The organism is Paraburkholderia sp. MM5384-R2, from assembly GCF_014201025.1.
In the GTDB taxonomy this organism is placed as follows: domain Bacteria; phylum Pseudomonadota; class Gammaproteobacteria; order Burkholderiales; family Burkholderiaceae; genus Paraburkholderia; species Paraburkholderia tuberum.
This window is the reverse complement of record NZ_JACHDI010000002.1, coordinates 307433-325391: the sequence shown is the minus strand read 5'-3', so window position 1 is coordinate 325391 and position 17959 is coordinate 307433. Positions and strand designations below refer to the sequence as shown.

The window sequence follows — 17959 nt, the reverse complement described above, 5'->3', positions numbered from 1 at the left end:
GACCGGGCGGGGCCGGGGAGGCGAGTGTGTTTTCCCCTTGGAGAGCCAGGATGAAAGAAAACTCATCTCGTGAAATCGTCGAACTGCTGACAAAAGTGGTCGGGCGCAGCGCCACGCATGTACCTAGGGGGCAGAGCCGCCGCAGTGCCTCAAAAGCGATTGACCGGCTTGAAGAGATCAAACGGAACGCCGCGTTTGCTCGCCAATACGAATCAGCACCGAAACCGCTACGCGAATTGGTGATGAGGCGGGCCGTAGAAGTCCACGACCTGGCGATTGCACGAGATTACGCGAGCGCCCTCAATGCCCTCAGTGCGGTTGTCGATTTCCTCTATCAACATCTTGTAGACGACTCCGGCTCAGCAACGCCGCCGAGCAAACTGGCAAGCATCGATTTGAATGCGGTTCACCGGGCTCTTCAATTCGGAGGTCTTCCGGGACAGTCGCAGCAGGACCCAGATGACGACAACCCACCGCCAGTGCGTCGCTGAACTTGCCAAGGGATAATCTCCGATGCTCTCGGGCCTATCGAAACTGCTGGACAAAGCATTTATCCTCGGCTTCTTTTTGCCGGCCCTGCTTGGCTTTACAGGCTTTCTCGCGGCAAACGCCGATATCCCGGCATTTTGCGATTTGCTGCACAAAGCGACCTCGGACAGCGACAAGGTTGGAAGCCTGTTCTCTTTCCTCTTCATCGTATGGGTCCTATCGCTGATCCTGTTGGTATTGAACAACTGGTTTTATCAGGTCCTCGAAGGATACAAATGGCCATTCAATCGCGAGGCCTGGAAGCGCGATGAGCGAAATCGCCGCAATCGTCAGTTGGACCTCATAGAACGCCTCCGTACGGAACTCGCTACAGAGAACAGTGCAATCGAGCGGCTTAAAGCCTCAAAGGAATCGTTGGAACACAGAAAAGCTGAATCGAACCGAGCCACCGTAAGGGCGAGGCTGTACCGCAACCAGGAGCGGAACGCCCGTGATTTCCCTCGGCATGAAAATCTCGTTCTTCCTACGGCCTTTGGGAACACGTTGCGTGCATTCGAGGGTTACTCGAGCGAAGTCTATAAGGTTGACAGCATATTCGTATGGCCGCGTCTTCTTGCAGTCATCCCAAAGGACTATCAGGCAATCATTGCGGATGCGAGAGCTCCAGTTGACTTTCTGGTCGGACTCGTCGTTCTGGGTACCTTTACGTCCATCTTTACCTTGGTGCGAGCGATTGACATCTGGCTTGCGGACGGTCTGTCCGGTAATTACCTGTTGGCGGATCTTTTTCAGAACGCTGCGATTGCGGCCGCCATTGCGGCAATTGCGTATCGGCTTGCGATTCTTGAGGCAAGAAGCTGGGGCGACGTTGTCAAATCAGCGTTTGACCTTTATCTGCCGGCACTCGCTGAGAAGTTAGGTTTTGTTCTCCCGACGTCCCAGGCCGCACAGCGGGAGTTCTGGGCGGCATGGAGCACGCAGTTCCGCTTCCATGCGCCGGCAAATACCGCGTGGTGGACACGTATCAAGCCGGTGACGCCAGCAGCAGCGACGAAGGCGGATTGGGAGGCGACAGACTCGGCAGGCGAAACCGACGAGGTGCGCGGAGGTTGACCGTCGAACCCGCGATTCGTGTCGAGCAGAACTTTTGTTTGCGGACTGACAGCGACAGCGACCAGAGGCAATTGCGCTGCGTCTTATCCGGCCTGGAGTTACGTGCATCATGACGCCACAGTTCGATACCGATTTACGGACCAGACTGGTCAGGGTATATGGTCACGTGCAGGGGGTAGGTTACCGGCAGGCTTGCGTCAACGAGGCCACGGCTCGAGGCATCACGGGTTGGGTGCGCAACCGGATGGACGGTTCGGTCGAGGCTGTGTTGCAAGGACACGCTGAAGAACTCGAGCGAATCTGCGATTGGCTGGTTGACGGTGCGCATGCAGCTCTGGTGGACCGTCTGGAAGTCCAGGAACTATCGCCACCAGTAGCCAGGTTCGATGAATTCAAGCTCGCCGCGACGGTCTAGTTGAGTTGAGTCAACCTGCTCGCCCTAAGGCTTGAGTGCGGAAGCCAGAACGCAGCTCATCGGAAGCCTGAGGTCCCCAGTATCGCTGCGATACGCCTGCGCCTCGTGTGCGACGGCCCGTTCAATAGACGCTAGCGCGGCCGGCGTCTGCGCGTGTAGCAACGCGGAAACCCGCACGCCACCACGCAGGAGTGCATGAAAAGGTGTATTGGGAGCACGAAGCACGAGCGTGAGGTCCAACTCCCGCACCTCCGGTTGGACGAACCCGGCATCGAGCAACAGGCGCTTCGATTCCTCCCAATCGCTGAATCGGAAGAAGGGTGGTCCCGGCGGGACGGGTACGTCGGTCGTCCCGTGCTCCTCGATCGCCTTCAACACCATGCCGAAGCCAACCGCCTTGTTCGGTGTCGCCCATACCGTGAAGGCGATTCTGCCGTTAGGTTGCAGTACACGAAACGCCTCCGCGAGTGCGCGCTCGGGGTGCGCAAAGTGCAACATTCCGAAGCTGATCCCCACTGCCGAGAAGCTTGCGTCGGGAAATGGCAAATCCTGCGCGTCGCCGACGCGGAACTCAAGTGCCGGAAAGACGCGTCTCGCCTTGTCGACCATCGCGACCGAGAAATCCACGCCGGCCACATCCGCGCCGCTGCGGGCGGCGGCCGCAGCGAGGTAGCCCGGGCCGCAGGCGACGTCGAGAAAACGGGCTCCCCGCCGAATGCAGAGGGTCTCGAGCATGGCCTGGTTCGACTGGGCGGTCAAATCGCCAAAATACTCATGATAGGCTTGCGCGACCCGCTCCCAACCTTCGTGCTCGAAGGTACTGAAGTCGAGTTGTCCCATGCTTACCCCCACCGGTTTTACACGTTGGCGACCTTTAGCGCATGCCTATGTTCCTCGTAATCCGTATGTCTGGCTATCGGGGAAACAATCCAGGCCGGCGACGGAGAAAGCGCACGAATGTGTGGTGCGACGCACAACCAACGTCGTCTAAAGCCGCCAGACTTTCGCGCGCGTCGGCGCTGGCTGACGCACCCCCACGAACCGATACGCCTGCTTTCTCTCCGGCACTTCGCATTTCAGCGCCAGGTCGCGAATCGCCTCACTTGCGTTAGACTGGCTCGAGCAACCGGGAGGAGACCTGGATGATACGCAAGACGCTTAATGCCTCGCAGCTTCAGCAGGAGGTCAGTCGGCGAATCCATCGACTGCAGGAAATCGTCGAGGATGGCGTGAAGATTCGCGTGCCGCGGCCGCAATTGCAAGAGGCTGACAAGACAGGCTGCAATTGGAATATGACCCACTTCGGTAACGCGATCGGCTTCGAGCGCGACATCGAGGGCGTACTCAAGGCCATGCGTGCGGAATACAACCTCAGTACCGAAGTGAAGGACACCAACAACCCGTTTGGGGACTAGTCGCGAAAGTTACAACCAGCGCGGCTCGCGCGTGAACGCCACCGTCAGCCAGCGGTCCGGGCCCGATTCGCCGATTGCGCGCGGGGTCCTGTCGCGGATCTGATCGAGCTGGCGGACGCCGGCGTGCTCCATCGCCTCGGGCAACACGATATGCACCTCGACGAACAGGCCGCGGCCGACGCGCGTCGCGTAGTGCGAGTGCTCGACGAAGCCGTAGTCGGCGGTCAGTTGTTGCATCAGGTCGCGCAGTTCGTGCTCCAGATCCGGCGGCGTGATCAGCAACACTTCCTTGACCGCGTCGATCACGGTTCCGATCGGTATCAGGATCAGGACGAGCGTCAGCAGTGCGAGCACGCCGGGGTCGATGTACGGTGTCAGGCCTCGCCATGCCAATCCTGCTCGAGACGCTTGGACATCCGCTCGGTTTTTGGACCAGTCTGGTCGGGCCGCAGAACCAGTTCACCCACCTGTGGGGGTATGACGATCTGCCAGACTACGAACGACGGTGCCTTGCACGCGATACGCATCCGGATTTCCCCGCCTATCTCAAGGCATCGGGCCATCTGATCACGGCACAAGAGACACGGCTCATTCGTGCCGCCGCGTAGGATAGCGTCGCAGAGTAAGGCGGTGCTGCGGCCGAAGCGGGCTCCATCGAGGAGCCCGCGTGCTTCATGAATAGAGGAGCCCGCTCAGGTCTGGTTGCCCCACAGATCGTCAATCGCGCGGATTGCTAGCAAGTATCCGTTTGCGCCAGCCCCGCAAATTACCGCGGTAGCCGCCACCGAAATCGTCGAGTGACGATATTCCTCCGAGCGTCGGTGGATGTTGGTGATATGCAATTCGACGACCGGCCGGCGGATGAGCTTGACCGCGTCGAGCACCGGAATCCGACCGAACGAAAAGCCGGCCGGATTGATGATCAGCGCGGCGTCCTGCAGGAACGCTTCCTGGATCCAGTCGATCAGATCGCTTTCGCTGTTGGTCTGACGGAATACGCAGTCGAACTTGAGCGCGTCGGCGAGTGTCAGGCAGTTCTGTTCGATGTCCTTGAGCGTGGTGGTGCCATAAATGTGAGGCTCCCTTGCGCCCAGCATGTTCAGGTTGGAGCCATTGAGGATGTAGAGTTTGCGAGTCATGGTGTCAGTGTGTAGAAGAGCGTTCCAGGGCCGTGTCTTTGGTTTCCCGGGATATTGCGATCATCAGGAAGGAGATCAGGTTCAGCGAGCCGCAGACCGCTACGATGGCCCAAGGGGAACCGTTAAAGGCATTGAGCAGCGCCACAGCGACAATCGGCATCGGGCCGCCGGTGAGCAGGTTGGCTCCCGAGTACGACAGTGCCGATCCCGTGTAGCGCGCCTCGGTCGGAAAGGACTCGGCGAACCAGACCGGCTGGATGCCACTCTGGAACTGTGTGAAGCCGAGGAACGCGCCCATCACGGCCATTGTCATGGCGATCGAGTTTTGGTTGAGAATCGGAAAATAGATCAGGCAGCAGATTAGCGTGCAGAACGAGCCGATCATGAGCGCACGTTTGCGTCCGATCCGATCGCTCAGATAACCGCCCGCCAGCGCGCCCACGATGGCACAGACATTCGCAACCATCAACAGCATGAAACCTGTCTGCTTGGGTACGCCGAGGTGTTTCGTCAGGTAGCTGAGCGAGAAAACCACGATCAGATAAAACAGCGCGGCCGGGCCGCAGAAGAACAGCGTCAGACGAAGCGCGGTGCGCCAGTGATATTTGAAGACGGTGCCGAGCGGATTGGCGGCGCGTGTGGGCGAGCCACTCTTCCTGAGCGCCTCGAAGGCCGGTGTCTCGCTAACCTTCCTGCGGATGTAGATGCCCAGCAGCACAAGGACAAAGCTTGCGAGGAACGGGACTCGCCATCCCCAGGAGTCGAAGTCGTCCGATGAAAGCAACGCGGCCAGCGTAAAGAGCGAGAAGTTGGCGAGAATCTGGCTGAGTGGCGAGCAGATGCCAAGCAGGCCCGAATACCAACCGCGTCGGTTAGCAGACGCATGCTCGACCGCCATCAGTTGCGCGCCCGTCGATTCGCCGCCAAGCGCGAAACCCTGGATGATGCGCAGCGACACCAGCAACGTCGGCGCGAGGATGCCAACCTGGTGGTAAGTGGGCAGCAACCCCATCAGGAACGACGACACGCCCATCACCGACACAGTGACCAGCATCAGTTTGCGGCGTCCCCAACGGTCCCCGAGCATCCCGCAGATCACCGCGCCTAGCGGGCGTGCGGCCAGCCCTGCCCAGAAACTAGCCAACGACGCGAGCAACGAGGCGGTCGGGTCCAGCGATGGGAAAAACAGCTTTGGAAAGATCGTGGCCGCGACCACACCATACAGCGCGAAGTCGAACCATTCGAGCGCCGTTCCGACGGTTGCGCCTGCCACCGCCCGACGCGCCATCAAGTGAGCCTGCGCGGACTGTTGTTCCGCGGCAAGGCCTGAATCAGCAAAAAATGACATGTAGTCTCCTGAATTCCTCATATGTCGAACCGTTCGTATCTGGCGACGAACAAGTGCTATTGTTTGCGCTCAGAAAGCGAGGCGTTCCGCACCGGAACTGCATTGCACATAATGAAAATCACGCGAAATGTCGCTCAAAAACGGCCTGAGAATTCTTGATTTCCTGGCGACGCAAGCCGAAGGCGCGGGTCTTCTGGCGATTGCCGACGCTTTGTCCCTGCCCCGCAGCACGTGCCACCGCGTGCTCGCCGAGCTCATCGAAGGCGGCTATGTCAGGCAACTGGTCGATCACAGCCGCTACATTCTGACAATGCGTATGACGTCGAACGGGCTGGAATTCCTGAGCCTGACGGGCATCGCGGATATCGCCCAGCCGATCATTGAACGCGTCGCTGCGCAGACAGGTGAACTGGCGCGGCTGTCGTTGGTGGACGGCGAAGCAATCATCTGGGTGGGGAAGGCGGACGGACAGCGCATCGGCTTTCGCTACGATCCTGACATGGGCCAGGCAGCACGACTTTCATGCACGTCGACCGGACACGCATGGCTGATGACAATGACTGACGAACAGGCGGCGGCACTGGTTTTGAAGCAGGGTTTTGGACAGCCCAATGAGTTTGGGCCCAATGCGCCGACGACGCTCAAGGCGCTGCTGGGCTTCCTGCACGCTGCGCGCGTGCGTGGCTACGCGATGATCGACGAGGTGTTTGCCCCTCGCATGTCAGCGGTGGCGGTGCCCGTGGTGAGCGGCTCGCGTTGCGTCGGCGTCATCAGTTTGGCCGGTCCGCGGGTGCGGCTGACGACCGGGAAGATTCACGAGTACTCGATGCTGCTGCGCGAGGCGGCGAATGAACTGGCCCAGCTAAGCAATATGGCGGGATTCCCGAGTCGGCCGCCGCTCGGCAAGGGATGACGAGACACAAGTGTAAAGCCATCCGAGCGGCGAACTTCGTCCGCTTCGCGCCGAACTGCGGTCTCCGATACGTTGGCGCAGATGACCGAACGTCTTCCTGTCGGATGCGCAACTTACGGTCGGGCGCCATGCTGCCATCATCCGTCGGTTGACGCTGTACGCACAGCGGTATGCCCAATGACAGCGACGGCGTGTAAATTACGCCTTTTTCACGTAGGCGTTACACCACCCTTTTGCGTTGACCAGCTTGCCCCCGTAGGTCGGACACGGCCCATACGTGGAACCGGGTTTGCCTTGATACAGTTGGCAATTGGCGCAGGTCTGCCCTGGCTGGTACCGAGGGAATTTCGTCTTGTCGACCTTCGATGCGTCCATCTTGTATCCGAGGGCCTGTGCGGTCGGATCGTTTTCGGCCAGCACAGGCGCGTCCGCGTTTGACTTTGTCGAGAGAACCGTCGTTGAGGCAACGGATGCGGCAAGTATCATGAAATGACGGCGAGAGAGCGACACGATCGAAACTCCTTTCGAGACACAATCAGACGGTGGCAAAGTGACGGTGAACCGGTCAATCGCAAACCGCCTCGTCATAACATGAGCAATCAGCATACCTGCACGATCCAGCGTGACGGATTGACAGATTCAGCGATTAGCAGCGAAACAGCATTCACTTCCCATCACAAGCTGTGTCATACGTTGGGCGGTACGTTTAACCTGCCGCATACGGCACACTACACCCACAGCGCCGCGCCCGATGCGCTTGCGCGCGTCGCATGCGCGCGAGCGCGCTCGGCGGCAAGCGCGCGGCCGACGCGGGTCCGCTGCTGTTCGAACTGAACCGCGCGCTCGGCATTCCAATGGCGCTCGCGCAGATCGGCATGCCCGAGCAGGGACTCGACGAAGCGGCCGATCCCGCGTGCAAGAATCCGTATGCGAACCTGCGTCCCGTGGAGCGCGACGCGATCCGCGCGCTGCTGCAACGTGCGTGGCAGGGCGCCGAACCCGCTTGAGCATTGGCCAACGCAGCGCCGCCAGAACAATCGACGGAGGAAGACATGTCGACAGACAGCAAAGAGGCCGAGCAGGCCCTGACCGAGCAGGTGGTAGCAAGCTTCGCGGGCACGCCCGACGAACGGCTGCGCACGCTGATGCAAAGCCTCGTGCGGCACATGCATGCGTTCGTGCGTGAAGTCGAGCCGACCGAGGCCGAATGGATGTCGGCCATTCGCTTTCTGACCGACACCGGCAAGATGTGCGATGACCTCGTGCGTCAGGAATTCATCCTGTTGTCGGATACGCTCGGCGTATCGATGCTCGTCGACGCGATCAATCACCGTCTCGCGACGGGCGCGACCGACACCACCGTATTCGGTCCGTTCTATATTCGCGGCATGCCCGAGCGCGCATATGGCGAGAACATCGCGTTCACGCCCGGCACGCCCGCACTCGTGCAAGGGCGCGTGTTGTCGACGGACGGAGAGCCGCTTGCCAACGCGGTGCTCGACGTCTGGCAGACCGCCGATAACGGCATGTACTCGGGGCAGGACACCGAGCAGCCGCACGGCAATCTGCGTGGACGTTTTCGCACCGACGCCGAAGGCCGCTACGCGATTTCGACGATTGTGCCGGTCAGTTATCCGATTCCGACCGACGGCCCGGTCGGCCGCATGCTCGAAGCGACTGGACGGCATCCGTGGCGACCCGCGCATCTGCACTTCATGATAGATGCGCCGGGGCATCGGACACTGGTCACGCATGTGTTCGATCGCGAGGATCCGTATCTGGGTTCGGACGCGGTGTTCGGCGTGAAGCCCTCGCTGATGGTCGACTATCGCGAGTGCTCCGCGGATCACGAACTCGCGCGCCGCTTCGGTTTCGATGGACCGTTCCGCGAAGCGCGCTACGACTTCATCCTCGATCGGAGTTGACGACGATGGCACGTTTTTTCGCGGTCTTAGCGACCGACAAGCCCGGCATGCGCGAAGTGCGCGAATGGGTGCGTCCGGTGCATCGGACGTGGTTGCGGCAATACGACGCGATGAATGGCACGTTGCTGGTCGTCGAAGCGGAGCGTATCGACGATGTGATGGAGTTCGTCGGCAACGATCCGTATATGCAGGCGGGGCTGTTCGATTGCGTCGAGATCCGTCCGTCCGACTGGAGCCTCGGCAATCCGGAACGGAGAGTCTGAGCGATGAACGAAACACCGCTGTGCCCGCTTGCCGACGTGCCCGATGGCGGCGCGCGGGTCGTCTGCCACGGCCGCCGGCGTGCCCGTCGTGGTCGTGCGGCGTGGCGAGCAGGTGTGGGCTTACGCGAACCGTTGCCCGCATTTTTCGGTGCCGCTCGATTTCGAGCCCGGCGATGTGTTGTGCTATCGCGCGCAGGTGTTGATGTGCGCGCATCACAGCGCGCTGTTGTCAGGCCTGATCCTCGTGCTGCCGGAGGGCGAGAGCGAACACACGGTGTATCTGTGAACCGCGCGCAGACCAGTGCAATCGGGTGAGTGGCGCAATCGTTCTGGAAATGATTCGAGGTAAGGCGCGAGGCTGAACGACGCGCCATACCCCGCCGCCGCTACTTCAACCGCCCCGCCAAAAACTGCTGCAACCGCTCACTGCGCGGATTCGTCAGCACCTGATGCGGATGCCCTTGCTCCTCGATCTTGCCCTTGTGCAGGAATACGACATGATTCGACACGTTGCGCGCAAAGCCCATTTCGTGCGTGACGACGATCATCGTGCGGCCTTCTTCGGCGAGCGCCTGCATCACACGCAGCACTTCGCCGACGAGTTCGGGATCGAGCGCCGAAGTCGGTTCGTCGAACAGCATCACTTCCGGCTCCATCGCAAGCGCGCGAGCAATCGCGACGCGCTGCTGCTGACCACCGGACAGATGCGACGGATATTTATTCTCCGTGCTGGCCGGCAATCCGACCTTGGTCAGATACTTCCGAGCGCGTTCCTCGGCTTGCGCGCGGCTCAATCCCAGCACGCTGATCGGCGCCTCGATGATGTTCTCGAGCACCGTCATATGCGCCCACAGATTGAAATGCTGGAACACCATCGACAGACGCGTGCGCATCGTTTGCAACTGCTTCGGATGGGTCACGCGTAGCGAGCCGTTGCGATCCCTGCTCGTGTTGATTTCCTCTCCGTTCAGCGTGATGCGCCCGGAGCACGGCGATTCGAGAAAGTTGATGCACCGCAGGAAGGTGCTTTTCCCGGAGCCGCTCGACCCGATGAGGCTAATCACGTCGCCCGCCTTCGCCTTCAGCGAGACGCCCTTCAATACCTCGTTGTCGCCGAACTTCTTGTGCAGATCGTCGACCGTCAGCTTGTACATGCTCGTATGCTCCATCATGACGCGAATGCGTCCGGGTTTAATGCGCTTGCGGTTTCAGATAAGCCAGCAATCGGATTTCCATTTTGCGGAAGCCCCAGATCAGCGCGAACACGATCGCCGCATACAGGATCGCCGCGATGCCGTACGCCTGGAACGTCGCGTAGGTCGCGGAGTTGACGTCGCGCGCCACTTTCAGAATGTCGGGGACGGTCGCCGTGAACGCGAGTGTCGTCGCGTGCAGCATCAGGATCACCTCGTTGCTGTACGAGGGCAGTGCCCGGCGCAGCGCCGAAGGCAGGATGATGCGCGTGTACAGCTTGAACTTCGACATGCCGTAAGCCTGGGCCGCCTCGATTTCACCGTGCGAGGTCTCCCGGATCGACCCCGCGAAGATCTCGGTGGCATACGCGCATTCGTTCAGCGCGAACGCGAGCAGCGTGCAGTTCATCGCATTGCGAAAGAAGCTGTCGAGCATCTGGTGCGAATGGACGAAATGCAGACTGTAGAGGCCCGTATAGATCAACAGCAATTGAACGTATAACGGCGTGCCCCGGAAGATGTAGGTGTAAAGCCAGACGGGTCCGGAGATGTAGCGGTTGCGCGACGCGCGCGCGATCGCGAGCGGCAAGGCCAACACGAAACCCAGCACGATCGACGCAACCAGCAACCACAGCGTGATGACGAGGCCGGTGTAGTTGAAGCCGTCCGTGAACAGGTAGTTCTGCCAGTATTGACGAGTCAGTTCGATCACAGCGTGGCCCTCCGTACGCCGATCGAGTAGCGCTTCTCGAGGCGGTTCAATAGCAGATTCGAAATGGTGGTGATGGCGAGGTAGATGGCCCCGGTCGCCAGCGTGAAGAAGAAGAACGACTGCGTGCTCTTGCCGGCGTCCTGCGATGCCTTGACCACGTCCGCGAGACCGATGATCGACACGAGCGCGGTGGCCTTCACGAGCACCTGCCAGTTGTTGCCGATGCCGGGCAGCGCGAAGCGCATCATCTGCGGGAACAGGATGCGGGTGAACACGCGCCGCGCGCTCATGCCGTACGCGAAGCCCGCTTCGATCTGCCCGCGCGGCACGGAGAGAAACGCGCCGCGGAAGGTTTCGGTGAAGTACGCGCCGTAAATGAAGCCCAGCGTGATCACACCGGCGAGAAACGGATCGATGTCGATCTGCTCCATGCTGAACATGTCGGTCAGATCATTGAGCCAGATCTGGATGCTGTAGAACAGCAACAGCATCAGCACGAGATCGGGCACGGCGCGGATCAGCGTCGTGTACATCGTGCCGATGCGCGAGATCGCACGGTTGGTCGACAGCTTCGCGGCGGCGCCGAGAAGTCCCAGCGCAAACGACGCCGCGAGCGACAGCAGCGCGAGCTTGATGGTTACCCACGTGCCCGCGAGCAGCAGCGGACCGAAGCCTTGAAACAGCATGGGAGTGTCCTTGTTGAAGGAGCGAGCCGCGCGCATGCGCGCGGGGCCTGGCGATCGGGTGGAGCGGGCTCGTGAAGCGGGCTCGTGGGTTGGGCGCGGGCTTAACCGCCGTACACGTCGAAATTGAAGTACTTCTGCTCGATCTTCTTGTACGTGCCGTCCTTGATCATGTCGGCGATCGCCTTGTCGACTTTCGTCTTCAGATCGGCGTCTTCCTTGCGCATGCCGATGCCCGCGCCGTTGCCGAGGATCTTCGGATCGTCGATGGTCTTGCCGACGAAGTCGAAACCCGCGCCGCGCGGCGTCTTCAGAAAACCCTGGTCAGCCTGCACGGCGTCCTGCAGCGCTGCGTCCAGACGGCCCGACTGCAGGTCGGTATAGACCGCGTCCTGGTTCTGATACGGCACGACCTTCACGCCCTTGGCCTCCCAATAGGTCTTCGCGTAGGTTTCCTGGATCGTGCCCTGTTCGACGCCCACCGTCTTGCCCTTCAGCGATTCAGCGGTCGGCAGGATGCCCGAACCCCGCTTCGCGACGAGACGTGTCGGCGTGTTGAACAGCTTCGACGAGAAGGCGATCTGTTCGGCGCGTTGCGGCGTCATCGACATCGACGACAGCACGCCGTCGAACTTCTTTGCCTTCAGTGCCGGAATCATGCTGTCGAAGTCCTGCTCGACCCACACGCACTTCGCGTTCAAACGGCGGCAGATCTCAGTGCCGAGGTCGACGTCGAAGCCGACCAGCTTGCCATCGGTCGCTTTCGATTCGAACGGCGCGTAGCTCGCATCCACGCCGAAGCGAACCGTGGACCAATCTTTGGCGAAGGCGCCGGTGGCAGCGAGCGCGAGGGCGAGGGACAAGGCGAGTTTCTTCATAAAGTCTCCGGGAGGATGCTGCGAGGTGCGATGTTGTATAGACAATTATCCCGTACGAGCGATGAGCGGCAATCAGGGTTAGTGCTTACGGGCACCCGGAAAGGAGACGGGGAATAGGCGTGAAAGCCTTTGTGGACAAGCTTGTGAGGCTAATTGAAGGGCTGCGGGCGCAGCCGGAATTTTCGCGTATACCCGCGGTCTATACCGCGGCGGGTATCTTGTCCATACAACTTAGTTGCGGCGACGCCCGCCTGGGCGTCGGGCCGCGAACCGCGCAATCCGCTCTACGAATGCGAAGGCGGCAGATAGGTCATGTGCTCTTCGTCGTACAGCGCGTAGATCAGTTCGAGCATGCGCTGGATGTCGGCGGATTCGTCGAGCATGCGCATGCTCATGATGATCGGCGACACGAGGTTCTGGTCGTCGAGGTCCTTGTAGGCGACGTCGCCGCGCTGCAAGCCGTACACGCTCGCCGGCACGATCGAGACGCCTTCGCCCGCGCCGACGAGGCCGAGCGCGATCTGCAATTCGCGGGTCTCGTAGAGCCGCTGCGGCTTCAGACCGCGATCGTGAAACGCGGCGAGCACCTGGTCCGCGTAACTGGGCCGTGGCGCCTTCGGGAAAATGATCAGCGTTTCGCCGGTCAGGTCGTGCAGCGACAGCACCGGCTTCGCGGCGATCAGCGGATGGCCGAGCGGCAGCGCGACGATCATCCGTTCTTCGCGCAGCACGACGCGCCGGATGCTCGGGTCTTCGTGACGGATGCGGCCGAAGCTGACGTCGATGCGGCCTTCCTTGAGCGCCTTGATCTGGTCCATCGTCGACATCTCGTGCAGGCTCAGCTCGACGGTGCTGTTCTCGGTACGAAAGCGGCGGATGATTTTCGGCAGCATGCCGTACAGCGTCGAGCCGACGAAGCCCACCGACAAACTGCGCTCGATCTTGCCGACGCGCCGCGTCATCGCCTCGATTTCCGTCGTTTGCGCGAGCAGTTGCACGGCGTGCGAATAGAAGAAGCGGCCAGCCTCGGTCAGCTTCAGCGGCCGCGAGTTGCGCTCGAACAGCTGCACGCCGAGGATGTCTTCGAGCTGCTGGATCTGCCGGCTCAGCGGCGGCTGCGCAATATGCAGACGTTTGGCGGCCTTGGTGACATTGCATTCCTCGGCGACGGCCACGAAGTAGCGCAGATGGCGCAGTTCCATAGAAATACCTTTCAAGTATCGTCGCGATACCAAATCAGTGTTGGACGATGCAAATGGCGGAGAACTATCCTTCAGTTACCGTAGACGCCCCCCAAAATTATACCTCCCGAGCATCGATGACTCGGCCCGGTCTGAAGCGTCGGTCGGCCCCTGGAGACGGCGCAGGGAAATCCTCGCGCATGGGATCCAAGACCTAGAAAGAGTTCAGGAGCAGCAATGAGACATGCTGATATCGCAACCCCGATGCAAGGGTTGTCCACCGATTCCCTCAGGCACCAGGTCCCGCCTCCCGTGCCGAAGGTCGAGCGCTTGCGCGCCACGGCCTGACGCCATACGGAGGCGCACCGCCTCCGCTCCCCGACGTGAAAGACCAACCGGCCACCGGCCTCCCGGCAGGCAGGCCGCTCCCTATACGCGTGCGTCGCACGCATACCAACAGTCCGAACCAGGAGACACGCATGATTCCGATCTACCCGGATCACACTCCGCAACTGAAGAACATCGACGACTTTCTCGTCGAAGACAGCGAGCGCGGCGATTACCGCCTGCATCGCAGCGCGTTTACCGACGAGCGTCTGTTCGAGCTCGAAATGCAGCACATTTTCGAGGGCAACTGGATTTACCTGGCCCACGAAAGCCAGATTCCGAACAACAACGATTACTTCACGACCTACATGGGCCGTCAACCGGTCGTGATCGCACGCAATCGTCAGGGCGAGCTGAACGCGTTCATCAACTCGTGCACGCATCGCGGCGCGATGCTGTGCCGCCACAAGCGCGGCAACAAGGCGACCTATACGTGCCCGTTCCACGGCTGGACCTTCAACAACAGCGGCAAGCTGTTGAAGGTCAAGGACCCCGCGGACGCCGGCTATCCCGACTGCTTCAACAAGGAAGGCTCGCACGACCTGAAGAAGCTCGCGCGCTTCGGCAACTATCGCGGCTTCCTGTTCGGCAGCCTCAGCGATGACGTGCCGCCGCTCGAGACATTCCTCGGCGAAGCCGCGCGCATCATCGACATGATCGTCGACCAGTCGGAAGACGGTCTCGAAGTGCTGCGCGGCTCGTCGACCTATACGTACGAAGGCAACTGGAAGCTGACCGCCGAAAACGGCGCGGACGGTTATCACGTGTCGGCCGTGCACTGGAACTATGCGGCAACGACCAATCATCGCAAGGAAGAGAACGCGCGCGAAGACAAGATCCGCGCGATGGATGCCGGCAGCTGGGGCCGTCAGGGCGGCGGCTTCTACGCGTTCGAGCACGGTCACATGCTGCTGTGGACGCGCTGGGCGAATCCCGAAGACCGTCCGAACTTCAGCCGCCGCGAGGAATTCGCCGCGCGCTGCGGCACCGAGCGCGCGGACTGGATGATCCAGAACTCGCGCAACCTGTGCCTCTACCCGAACGTGTATCTGATGGACCAGTTCGGCTCGCAGATTCGCGTGCTGCGGCCGTTGTCGGTCAACAAGACCGAGGTAACGATCTACTGCATCGCGCCGAAGGGCGAGTCCGACGAAGCGCGCTCGCGCCGCATCCGTCAATACGAGGACTTTTTCAACGTGAGCGGCATGGCCACCCCCGACGACCTCGAGGAATTCCGCGCCTGCCAATTGGGCTATGCGGGCCGCGCGGTCGAATGGAACGACATGTGCCGCGGTTCGAAGCACTGGATCGACGGCGCGGACGAAGCCGCGCAAAAGATCGGCCTCAACCCGGTGATGAGCGGTGTGAAGACCGAGGACGAGGGCCTCTACACGGTGCAGCACCGCTACTGGATCGACACGATGAAAAAGGCGCTGAATGCGCCGGGGAGCCGCGCATGAGCAACATCGCCATCACCGATATTCAGGCTTTCCTGTTCCGCGAAAGCCGCCTGCTCGACGACGAGCAATGGGACGAGTGGCTCGCCTGCTATCACCCGGACGCGTCGTTCTGGATGCCGTCGTGGGACGACGAGGACAAGCTCGTCACCGATCCGCAGCGCGAGATCTCGCTGATCTACTATCCGAACCGCCAGGGCCTCGAAGACCGCGTGTTCCGCATCAAGACCGAGCGTTCGAGCGCGACGATGCCCGACACGCGCACGAGCCACAACGTGGCCAACGTCGAAGTGGAGAGCGCGGACAACGGCGTGTACACGGTGCGCTTCAACTGGCACACGCTGAGCCATCGCTACAAGACGAACTACAGCTACTTCGGCATGTCGCGCTACGTGATCGACTTCAACGGCGCGCAGCCGCAAATCCTGAGCAAGTACGTCGTGCTGAAGAACGACTACATCAATCAGGTCATCGACATCTACCACATCTAGCCGGTGCGGTTGCAGGAGACAGGCCATGGAACACACTATTGCACTTCAGTTCGAAGACGGCGTCACCCGCTTCATCAGCTGCCGTGAGAACGAAACGCTGTCGGATGCCGCTTACCGGCAGAAGATCAACATTCCGCTCGATTGCCGTGAGGGCGCGTGCGGCACCTGTCGGGGGCTGTGCGAATCGGGTGCGTACGACATGCCCGAGTCGAGCTACGTCGAAGATGCGTTGACTCCCGAGGAAGCGAGCCAGGGCTATATCCTCGCGTGCCAGACGCGGCCGCGCTCGGATCTGGTGATTCGCGTGCAGGCGTCGTCGGCGGCGTGCAAGACCGGGGTGTCGCGTTTCGAAGGCACGCTCGCGGCGGTCGAACGGCTGTCGGATTCGACGATCCATTTCTCGATCGATATCGACGGCGCGAGCGCGCCGAGCTTTCTCGCGGGTCAATACGTGAACGTCGAGATTCCGGGCGCGAGCGGCGAGAGCCGGTCGTACTCGTTCAGCTCGGCGCCGGGCGCGACGCGCGCGGCGTTCGTCGTGCGCAACGTGCCGGACGGCAAGATGAGCGGCTTTCTGAGCAACGATGCGCAGCCTGGTCAGCAGATCGGTTTCACGGGTCCGTATGGCAGCTTCTATCTGCGCGATCCGCAGCGTCCGGTGCTGTTCCTCGCGGGCGGCACCGGCATCGCACCGTTTCTGTCGATGCTCGACGTGCTGAAGGCGAGCGGCAACCTGCAGCCGGTGCGCCTCGTGTACGGCGTGACCAACGACATCGATCTGGTCGCGCTCGAACAGATCGAAGAGGCGCAGCGCTCGCTGCCGAATTTCAGCTATCGCACCTGTGTCGTCGATTCCGCGAGCAGCCACGAGCGCAAGGGCTACGTGACCGCGCATGTGGATAGCGAATGGCTGAACGAGGGCGACGTCGACGTCTACCTGTGCGGCCCGGTCGCGATGGTCGAAGCGGTGCAGGGCTGGCTGCGCGACAGCGGCGTCGAGCCCGCGAACTTCTACTACGAAAAATTCTCGGCGAGCAACGTAGCATGACTTCGACCTTTACCGATCGCTTCAAGGGCAAGGTGCTCGTCGTGACCGGCGCGGGCCAGGGCATCGGCCGTGGCGTCGCGTTGCGCGCGGCGCGCGAGGGCGCGGCTTTGGTGCTGGTCGACCGTTCGCCGATCGTGCACGAGGTGGCCGAAGAGATCACGTGCGCAGGCGGCGATGCGCGCGCGTTCATCGCCGACCTCGAAACCTATGCGGGCGCGGCCGCGATGACGGCCTTCGCGATCGAGGCGTTCGGCCGCATCGACGCGCTCGTCAACAACGTCGGCGGCACGATCTGGGCGAAGCCGTACGAGGAATATGAAGCAGAGCAGATCGAGGCCGAGGTGCGGCGTTCGCTGTTCCCGACACTGTGGTGCTGCCACGCGGTATTGCCCGCGATGCTGAAGCGCGCGAGCGGGGCAATCGTCAACGTATCGTCGATTGCGACGCGCAGCATTTATCGCGTGCCGTATGCGGCCTCGAAGGGCGGCGTCAACGCGCTGACCGCGAGCCTCGCGTTCGAGCATGCCGAACACGGCATCCGCATCAACGCGGTCGCGACCGGCGGCACCGAAGCGCCGCCGCGCCGCGTGCCGCGCAATGCGGCACCGCAAAGCGAGCAGGAAGCGACGTGGTATCAGGGCATCGTCGATCAGACGATCGCGTCGAGCCTGATGCATCGCTACGGCACGATCGACGAACAGGTCGGCGCGATCCTGTTCCTCGCTTCCGATGACGCGTCGTATATCACCGGCACCGTGCTGCCGGTCGGCGGCGGCGATCAGGGCTAGCGAGCGGCGGCCGCTGAACAATGCCGATAGGCCGCGCGGCGATCGTCCTTCATACTATCGGCCCGGAATGACTCCGCGCTCTGTCGGTGACATGCGACCAGCGGCAACCTGCGCCGCGAGG

At 61.4% G+C, this 17959-nt stretch carries 21 protein-coding genes and 3 pseudogenes; 14 read left to right on the top strand and 10 right to left on the bottom strand.

Translation table 11 applies throughout. The features are described 5' to 3' along the window. Positions 1-50 precede the first annotated feature (50 nt). The 3 genes from HDG37_RS05455 to HDG37_RS05445 all read left to right on the top strand — a co-directional run bounded on the left by HDG37_RS05455 (position 51) and on the right by HDG37_RS05445 (position 2017). Positions 51-491: a hypothetical protein gene (locus tag HDG37_RS05455; RefSeq protein ID WP_184045054.1), complete on the top strand. Its 441-nt coding sequence runs from the start codon at positions 51-53 to the stop codon at positions 489-491. Between the two features lie 22 nt (positions 492-513). Continuing rightward, positions 514-1602, top strand: coding sequence for a hypothetical protein (locus tag HDG37_RS05450; RefSeq protein ID WP_184045052.1), 1089 nt, complete (start codon positions 514-516; stop codon positions 1600-1602). Positions 1603-1711: 109 nt separating this feature from the next. Then, on the top strand, positions 1712-2017 hold the full coding sequence (locus HDG37_RS05445; RefSeq protein ID WP_184045050.1) for an acylphosphatase: 306 nt from the start codon (positions 1712-1714) through the stop codon (positions 2015-2017). A 24-nt stretch (positions 2018-2041) separates the two neighbouring features. Here the strand turns inward: HDG37_RS05445 and HDG37_RS05440 are convergent, their stop codons facing one another. Beyond that, on the bottom strand, positions 2042-2857 hold the full coding sequence (locus HDG37_RS05440) for a class I SAM-dependent methyltransferase (RefSeq protein ID WP_184045048.1): 816 nt from the start codon (positions 2855-2857) through the stop codon (positions 2042-2044). A 302-nt stretch (positions 2858-3159) separates the two neighbouring features. Here HDG37_RS05440 and HDG37_RS05435 point away from each other — a divergent pair, with 302 nt between their 5' ends. Next, positions 3160-3432, top strand: a complete 273-nt coding sequence (locus HDG37_RS05435; RefSeq protein WP_184045046.1) for a hypothetical protein — start codon at positions 3160-3162, stop codon at positions 3430-3432. Between the two features lie 9 nt (positions 3433-3441). Here the strand turns inward: HDG37_RS05435 and HDG37_RS05430 are convergent, their stop codons facing one another. Then, positions 3442-3825, bottom strand: coding sequence for a hypothetical protein (locus tag HDG37_RS05430; RefSeq protein ID WP_260332779.1), 384 nt, complete (start codon positions 3823-3825; stop codon positions 3442-3444). On the opposite strand from HDG37_RS05430, the pseudogene HDG37_RS05425 reads away from it, so the two are divergent. Continuing rightward, positions 3813-4040, top strand: a pseudogene (locus HDG37_RS05425) (NIPSNAP family protein); the annotation flags it as partial. The gene HDG37_RS05430 and the pseudogene HDG37_RS05425 sit on opposite strands and share 13 nt — an antisense overlap. An 84-nt stretch (positions 4041-4124) precedes the next feature. Here HDG37_RS05425 and HDG37_RS05420 read toward each other — a convergent pair. Beyond that, on the bottom strand, positions 4125-4571 hold the full coding sequence (locus HDG37_RS05420; RefSeq protein WP_184045044.1) for a type II 3-dehydroquinate dehydratase: 447 nt from the start codon (positions 4569-4571) through the stop codon (positions 4125-4127). A 4-nt stretch (positions 4572-4575) separates the two neighbouring features. After that, a complete protein-coding gene (locus HDG37_RS05415; RefSeq protein ID WP_409259945.1) occupies positions 4576-5919 on the bottom strand; it encodes an MFS transporter in 1344 nt (447 codons plus the stop codon). Positions 5920-6046: 127 nt separating this feature from the next. Here HDG37_RS05415 and HDG37_RS05410 point away from each other — a divergent pair, with 127 nt between their 5' ends. After that, a complete protein-coding gene (locus HDG37_RS05410) occupies positions 6047-6832 on the top strand; it encodes an IclR family transcriptional regulator (RefSeq protein ID WP_184045042.1) in 786 nt (261 codons plus the stop codon). A gap of 198 nt (positions 6833-7030) precedes the next feature. Here HDG37_RS05410 and HDG37_RS05405 read toward each other — a convergent pair whose 3' ends face one another. After that, the gene (locus tag HDG37_RS05405; protein ID WP_184045040.1) at positions 7031-7342 is read right to left on the bottom strand and encodes a high-potential iron-sulfur protein; all 312 of its coding nucleotides are present in this window, start codon (positions 7340-7342) and stop codon (positions 7031-7033) included. 162 nt (positions 7343-7504) lie between these two features. On the opposite strand from HDG37_RS05405, the pseudogene HDG37_RS05400 reads away from it, so the two are divergent. The 4 genes and pseudogenes from HDG37_RS05400 to HDG37_RS05385 form a co-directional block, all read left to right on the top strand. Further along, a pseudogene (locus HDG37_RS05400) lies at positions 7505-7839 on the top strand (iron-containing alcohol dehydrogenase); the annotation flags it as partial. A gap of 45 nt (positions 7840-7884) precedes the next feature. Further along, positions 7885-8757 carry an intradiol ring-cleavage dioxygenase gene (locus tag HDG37_RS05395; protein WP_184045038.1) on the top strand — a complete coding sequence of 291 codons (873 nt, stop codon included), beginning with the start codon at positions 7885-7887 and terminating at the stop codon, positions 8755-8757. A gap of 5 nt (positions 8758-8762) precedes the next feature. Next, positions 8763-9020, top strand: coding sequence for a YciI family protein (locus tag HDG37_RS05390; RefSeq protein ID WP_184045037.1), 258 nt, complete (start codon positions 8763-8765; stop codon positions 9018-9020). Positions 9021-9023: 3 nt separating this feature from the next. Further along, positions 9024-9246 (top strand): annotated as a pseudogene (locus HDG37_RS05385) (Rieske (2Fe-2S) protein); the annotation flags it as partial. A 160-nt stretch (positions 9247-9406) separates the two neighbouring features. On the opposite strand, the gene HDG37_RS05380 reads toward HDG37_RS05385, so the two are convergent. The 5 genes from HDG37_RS05380 to HDG37_RS05360 all read right to left on the bottom strand — a co-directional run bounded on the left by HDG37_RS05380 (position 9407) and on the right by HDG37_RS05360 (position 13688). Then, positions 9407-10174 carry an ABC transporter ATP-binding protein gene (locus HDG37_RS05380; RefSeq protein ID WP_184045035.1) on the bottom strand — a complete coding sequence of 256 codons (768 nt, stop codon included), beginning with the start codon at positions 10172-10174 and terminating at the stop codon, positions 9407-9409. 37 nt (positions 10175-10211) lie between these two features. Then, a complete protein-coding gene (locus tag HDG37_RS05375; protein WP_184045033.1) occupies positions 10212-10925 on the bottom strand; it encodes an ABC transporter permease in 714 nt (237 codons plus the stop codon). Then, positions 10922-11611, bottom strand: a complete 690-nt coding sequence (locus tag HDG37_RS05370) for an ABC transporter permease (RefSeq protein ID WP_184045031.1) — start codon at positions 11609-11611, stop codon at positions 10922-10924. The genes HDG37_RS05375 and HDG37_RS05370 overlap by 4 nt, the downstream gene beginning before the upstream one ends. 101 nt (positions 11612-11712) lie before the next feature. Beyond that, on the bottom strand, positions 11713-12486 hold the full coding sequence (locus HDG37_RS05365; protein WP_184045029.1) for an ABC transporter substrate-binding protein: 774 nt from the start codon (positions 12484-12486) through the stop codon (positions 11713-11715). A gap of 284 nt (positions 12487-12770) precedes the next feature. Further along, positions 12771-13688 carry a LysR family transcriptional regulator gene (locus HDG37_RS05360; RefSeq protein ID WP_184045286.1) on the bottom strand — a complete coding sequence of 306 codons (918 nt, stop codon included), beginning with the start codon at positions 13686-13688 and terminating at the stop codon, positions 12771-12773. Between the two features lie 458 nt (positions 13689-14146). Here HDG37_RS05360 and benA point away from each other — a divergent pair, with 458 nt between their 5' ends. From benA to HDG37_RS05340, 4 genes are read left to right on the top strand one after another with little or no spacing between them, the layout of a single operon-like run. Continuing rightward, positions 14147-15514 carry a benzoate 1,2-dioxygenase large subunit gene (gene benA, locus HDG37_RS05355; RefSeq protein ID WP_184045027.1) on the top strand — a complete coding sequence of 456 codons (1368 nt, stop codon included), beginning with the start codon at positions 14147-14149 and terminating at the stop codon, positions 15512-15514. Then, entirely contained in the window at positions 15511-16002 is a 492-nt protein-coding gene (benB, locus tag HDG37_RS05350; RefSeq protein ID WP_184023816.1) for a benzoate 1,2-dioxygenase small subunit, read from the top strand. Before benA ends, benB begins: the two co-directional genes overlap by 4 nt. 25 nt (positions 16003-16027) lie before the next feature. Continuing rightward, positions 16028-17050 carry a benzoate 1,2-dioxygenase electron transfer component BenC gene (gene benC / locus HDG37_RS05345; RefSeq protein WP_184045025.1) on the top strand — a complete coding sequence of 341 codons (1023 nt, stop codon included), beginning with the start codon at positions 16028-16030 and terminating at the stop codon, positions 17048-17050. Then, the gene (locus tag HDG37_RS05340; protein ID WP_184045023.1) at positions 17047-17838 is read left to right on the top strand and encodes a 1,6-dihydroxycyclohexa-2,4-diene-1-carboxylate dehydrogenase; all 792 of its coding nucleotides are present in this window, start codon (positions 17047-17049) and stop codon (positions 17836-17838) included. The genes benC and HDG37_RS05340 overlap by 4 nt, the downstream gene beginning before the upstream one ends. Positions 17839-17959 lie beyond the last annotated feature (121 nt).

What these genes read in the sequence shown, in the direction of transcription:
- HDG37_RS05370 (WP_184045031.1), bottom strand. Translation starts at nt 11,611, where the DNA reads ATGCTGTTTCAAGGCTTCGGTCCGCTGCTGCTCGCGGGCACGTGGGTA.
- benA (WP_184045027.1), top strand. Translation starts at nt 14,147, where the DNA reads ATGATTCCGATCTACCCGGATCACACTCCGCAACTGAAGAACATCGAC.
- HDG37_RS05455 (WP_184045054.1), top strand. Translation starts at nt 51, where the DNA reads ATGAAAGAAAACTCATCTCGTGAAATCGTCGAACTGCTGACAAAAGTG.
- HDG37_RS05440 (WP_184045048.1), bottom strand. Translation starts at nt 2,857, where the DNA reads ATGGGACAACTCGACTTCAGTACCTTCGAGCACGAAGGTTGGGAGCGG.
- HDG37_RS05365 (WP_184045029.1), bottom strand. Translation starts at nt 12,486, where the DNA reads ATGAAGAAACTCGCCTTGTCCCTCGCCCTCGCGCTCGCTGCCACCGGC.
- HDG37_RS05380 (WP_184045035.1), bottom strand. Translation starts at nt 10,174, where the DNA reads ATGTACAAGCTGACGGTCGACGATCTGCACAAGAAGTTCGGCGACAAC.
- HDG37_RS05435 (WP_184045046.1), top strand. Translation starts at nt 3,160, where the DNA reads ATGATACGCAAGACGCTTAATGCCTCGCAGCTTCAGCAGGAGGTCAGT.
- HDG37_RS05410 (WP_184045042.1), top strand. Translation starts at nt 6,047, where the DNA reads ATGTCGCTCAAAAACGGCCTGAGAATTCTTGATTTCCTGGCGACGCAA.
- HDG37_RS05450 (WP_184045052.1), top strand. Translation starts at nt 514, where the DNA reads ATGCTCTCGGGCCTATCGAAACTGCTGGACAAAGCATTTATCCTCGGC.
- HDG37_RS05390 (WP_184045037.1), top strand. Translation starts at nt 8,763, where the DNA reads ATGGCACGTTTTTTCGCGGTCTTAGCGACCGACAAGCCCGGCATGCGC.
- HDG37_RS05445 (WP_184045050.1), top strand. Translation starts at nt 1,712, where the DNA reads ATGACGCCACAGTTCGATACCGATTTACGGACCAGACTGGTCAGGGTA.
- HDG37_RS05340 (WP_184045023.1), top strand. Translation starts at nt 17,047, where the DNA reads ATGACTTCGACCTTTACCGATCGCTTCAAGGGCAAGGTGCTCGTCGTG.
- HDG37_RS05360 (WP_184045286.1), bottom strand. Translation starts at nt 13,688, where the DNA reads ATGGAACTGCGCCATCTGCGCTACTTCGTGGCCGTCGCCGAGGAATGC.
- benC (WP_184045025.1), top strand. Translation starts at nt 16,028, where the DNA reads ATGGAACACACTATTGCACTTCAGTTCGAAGACGGCGTCACCCGCTTC.
- benB (WP_184023816.1), top strand. Translation starts at nt 15,511, where the DNA reads ATGAGCAACATCGCCATCACCGATATTCAGGCTTTCCTGTTCCGCGAA.
- HDG37_RS05415 (WP_409259945.1), bottom strand. Translation starts at nt 5,919, where the DNA reads ATGTCATTTTTTGCTGATTCAGGCCTTGCCGCGGAACAACAGTCCGCG.
- HDG37_RS05395 (WP_184045038.1), top strand. Translation starts at nt 7,885, where the DNA reads ATGTCGACAGACAGCAAAGAGGCCGAGCAGGCCCTGACCGAGCAGGTG.
- HDG37_RS05420 (WP_184045044.1), bottom strand. Translation starts at nt 4,571, where the DNA reads ATGACTCGCAAACTCTACATCCTCAATGGCTCCAACCTGAACATGCTG.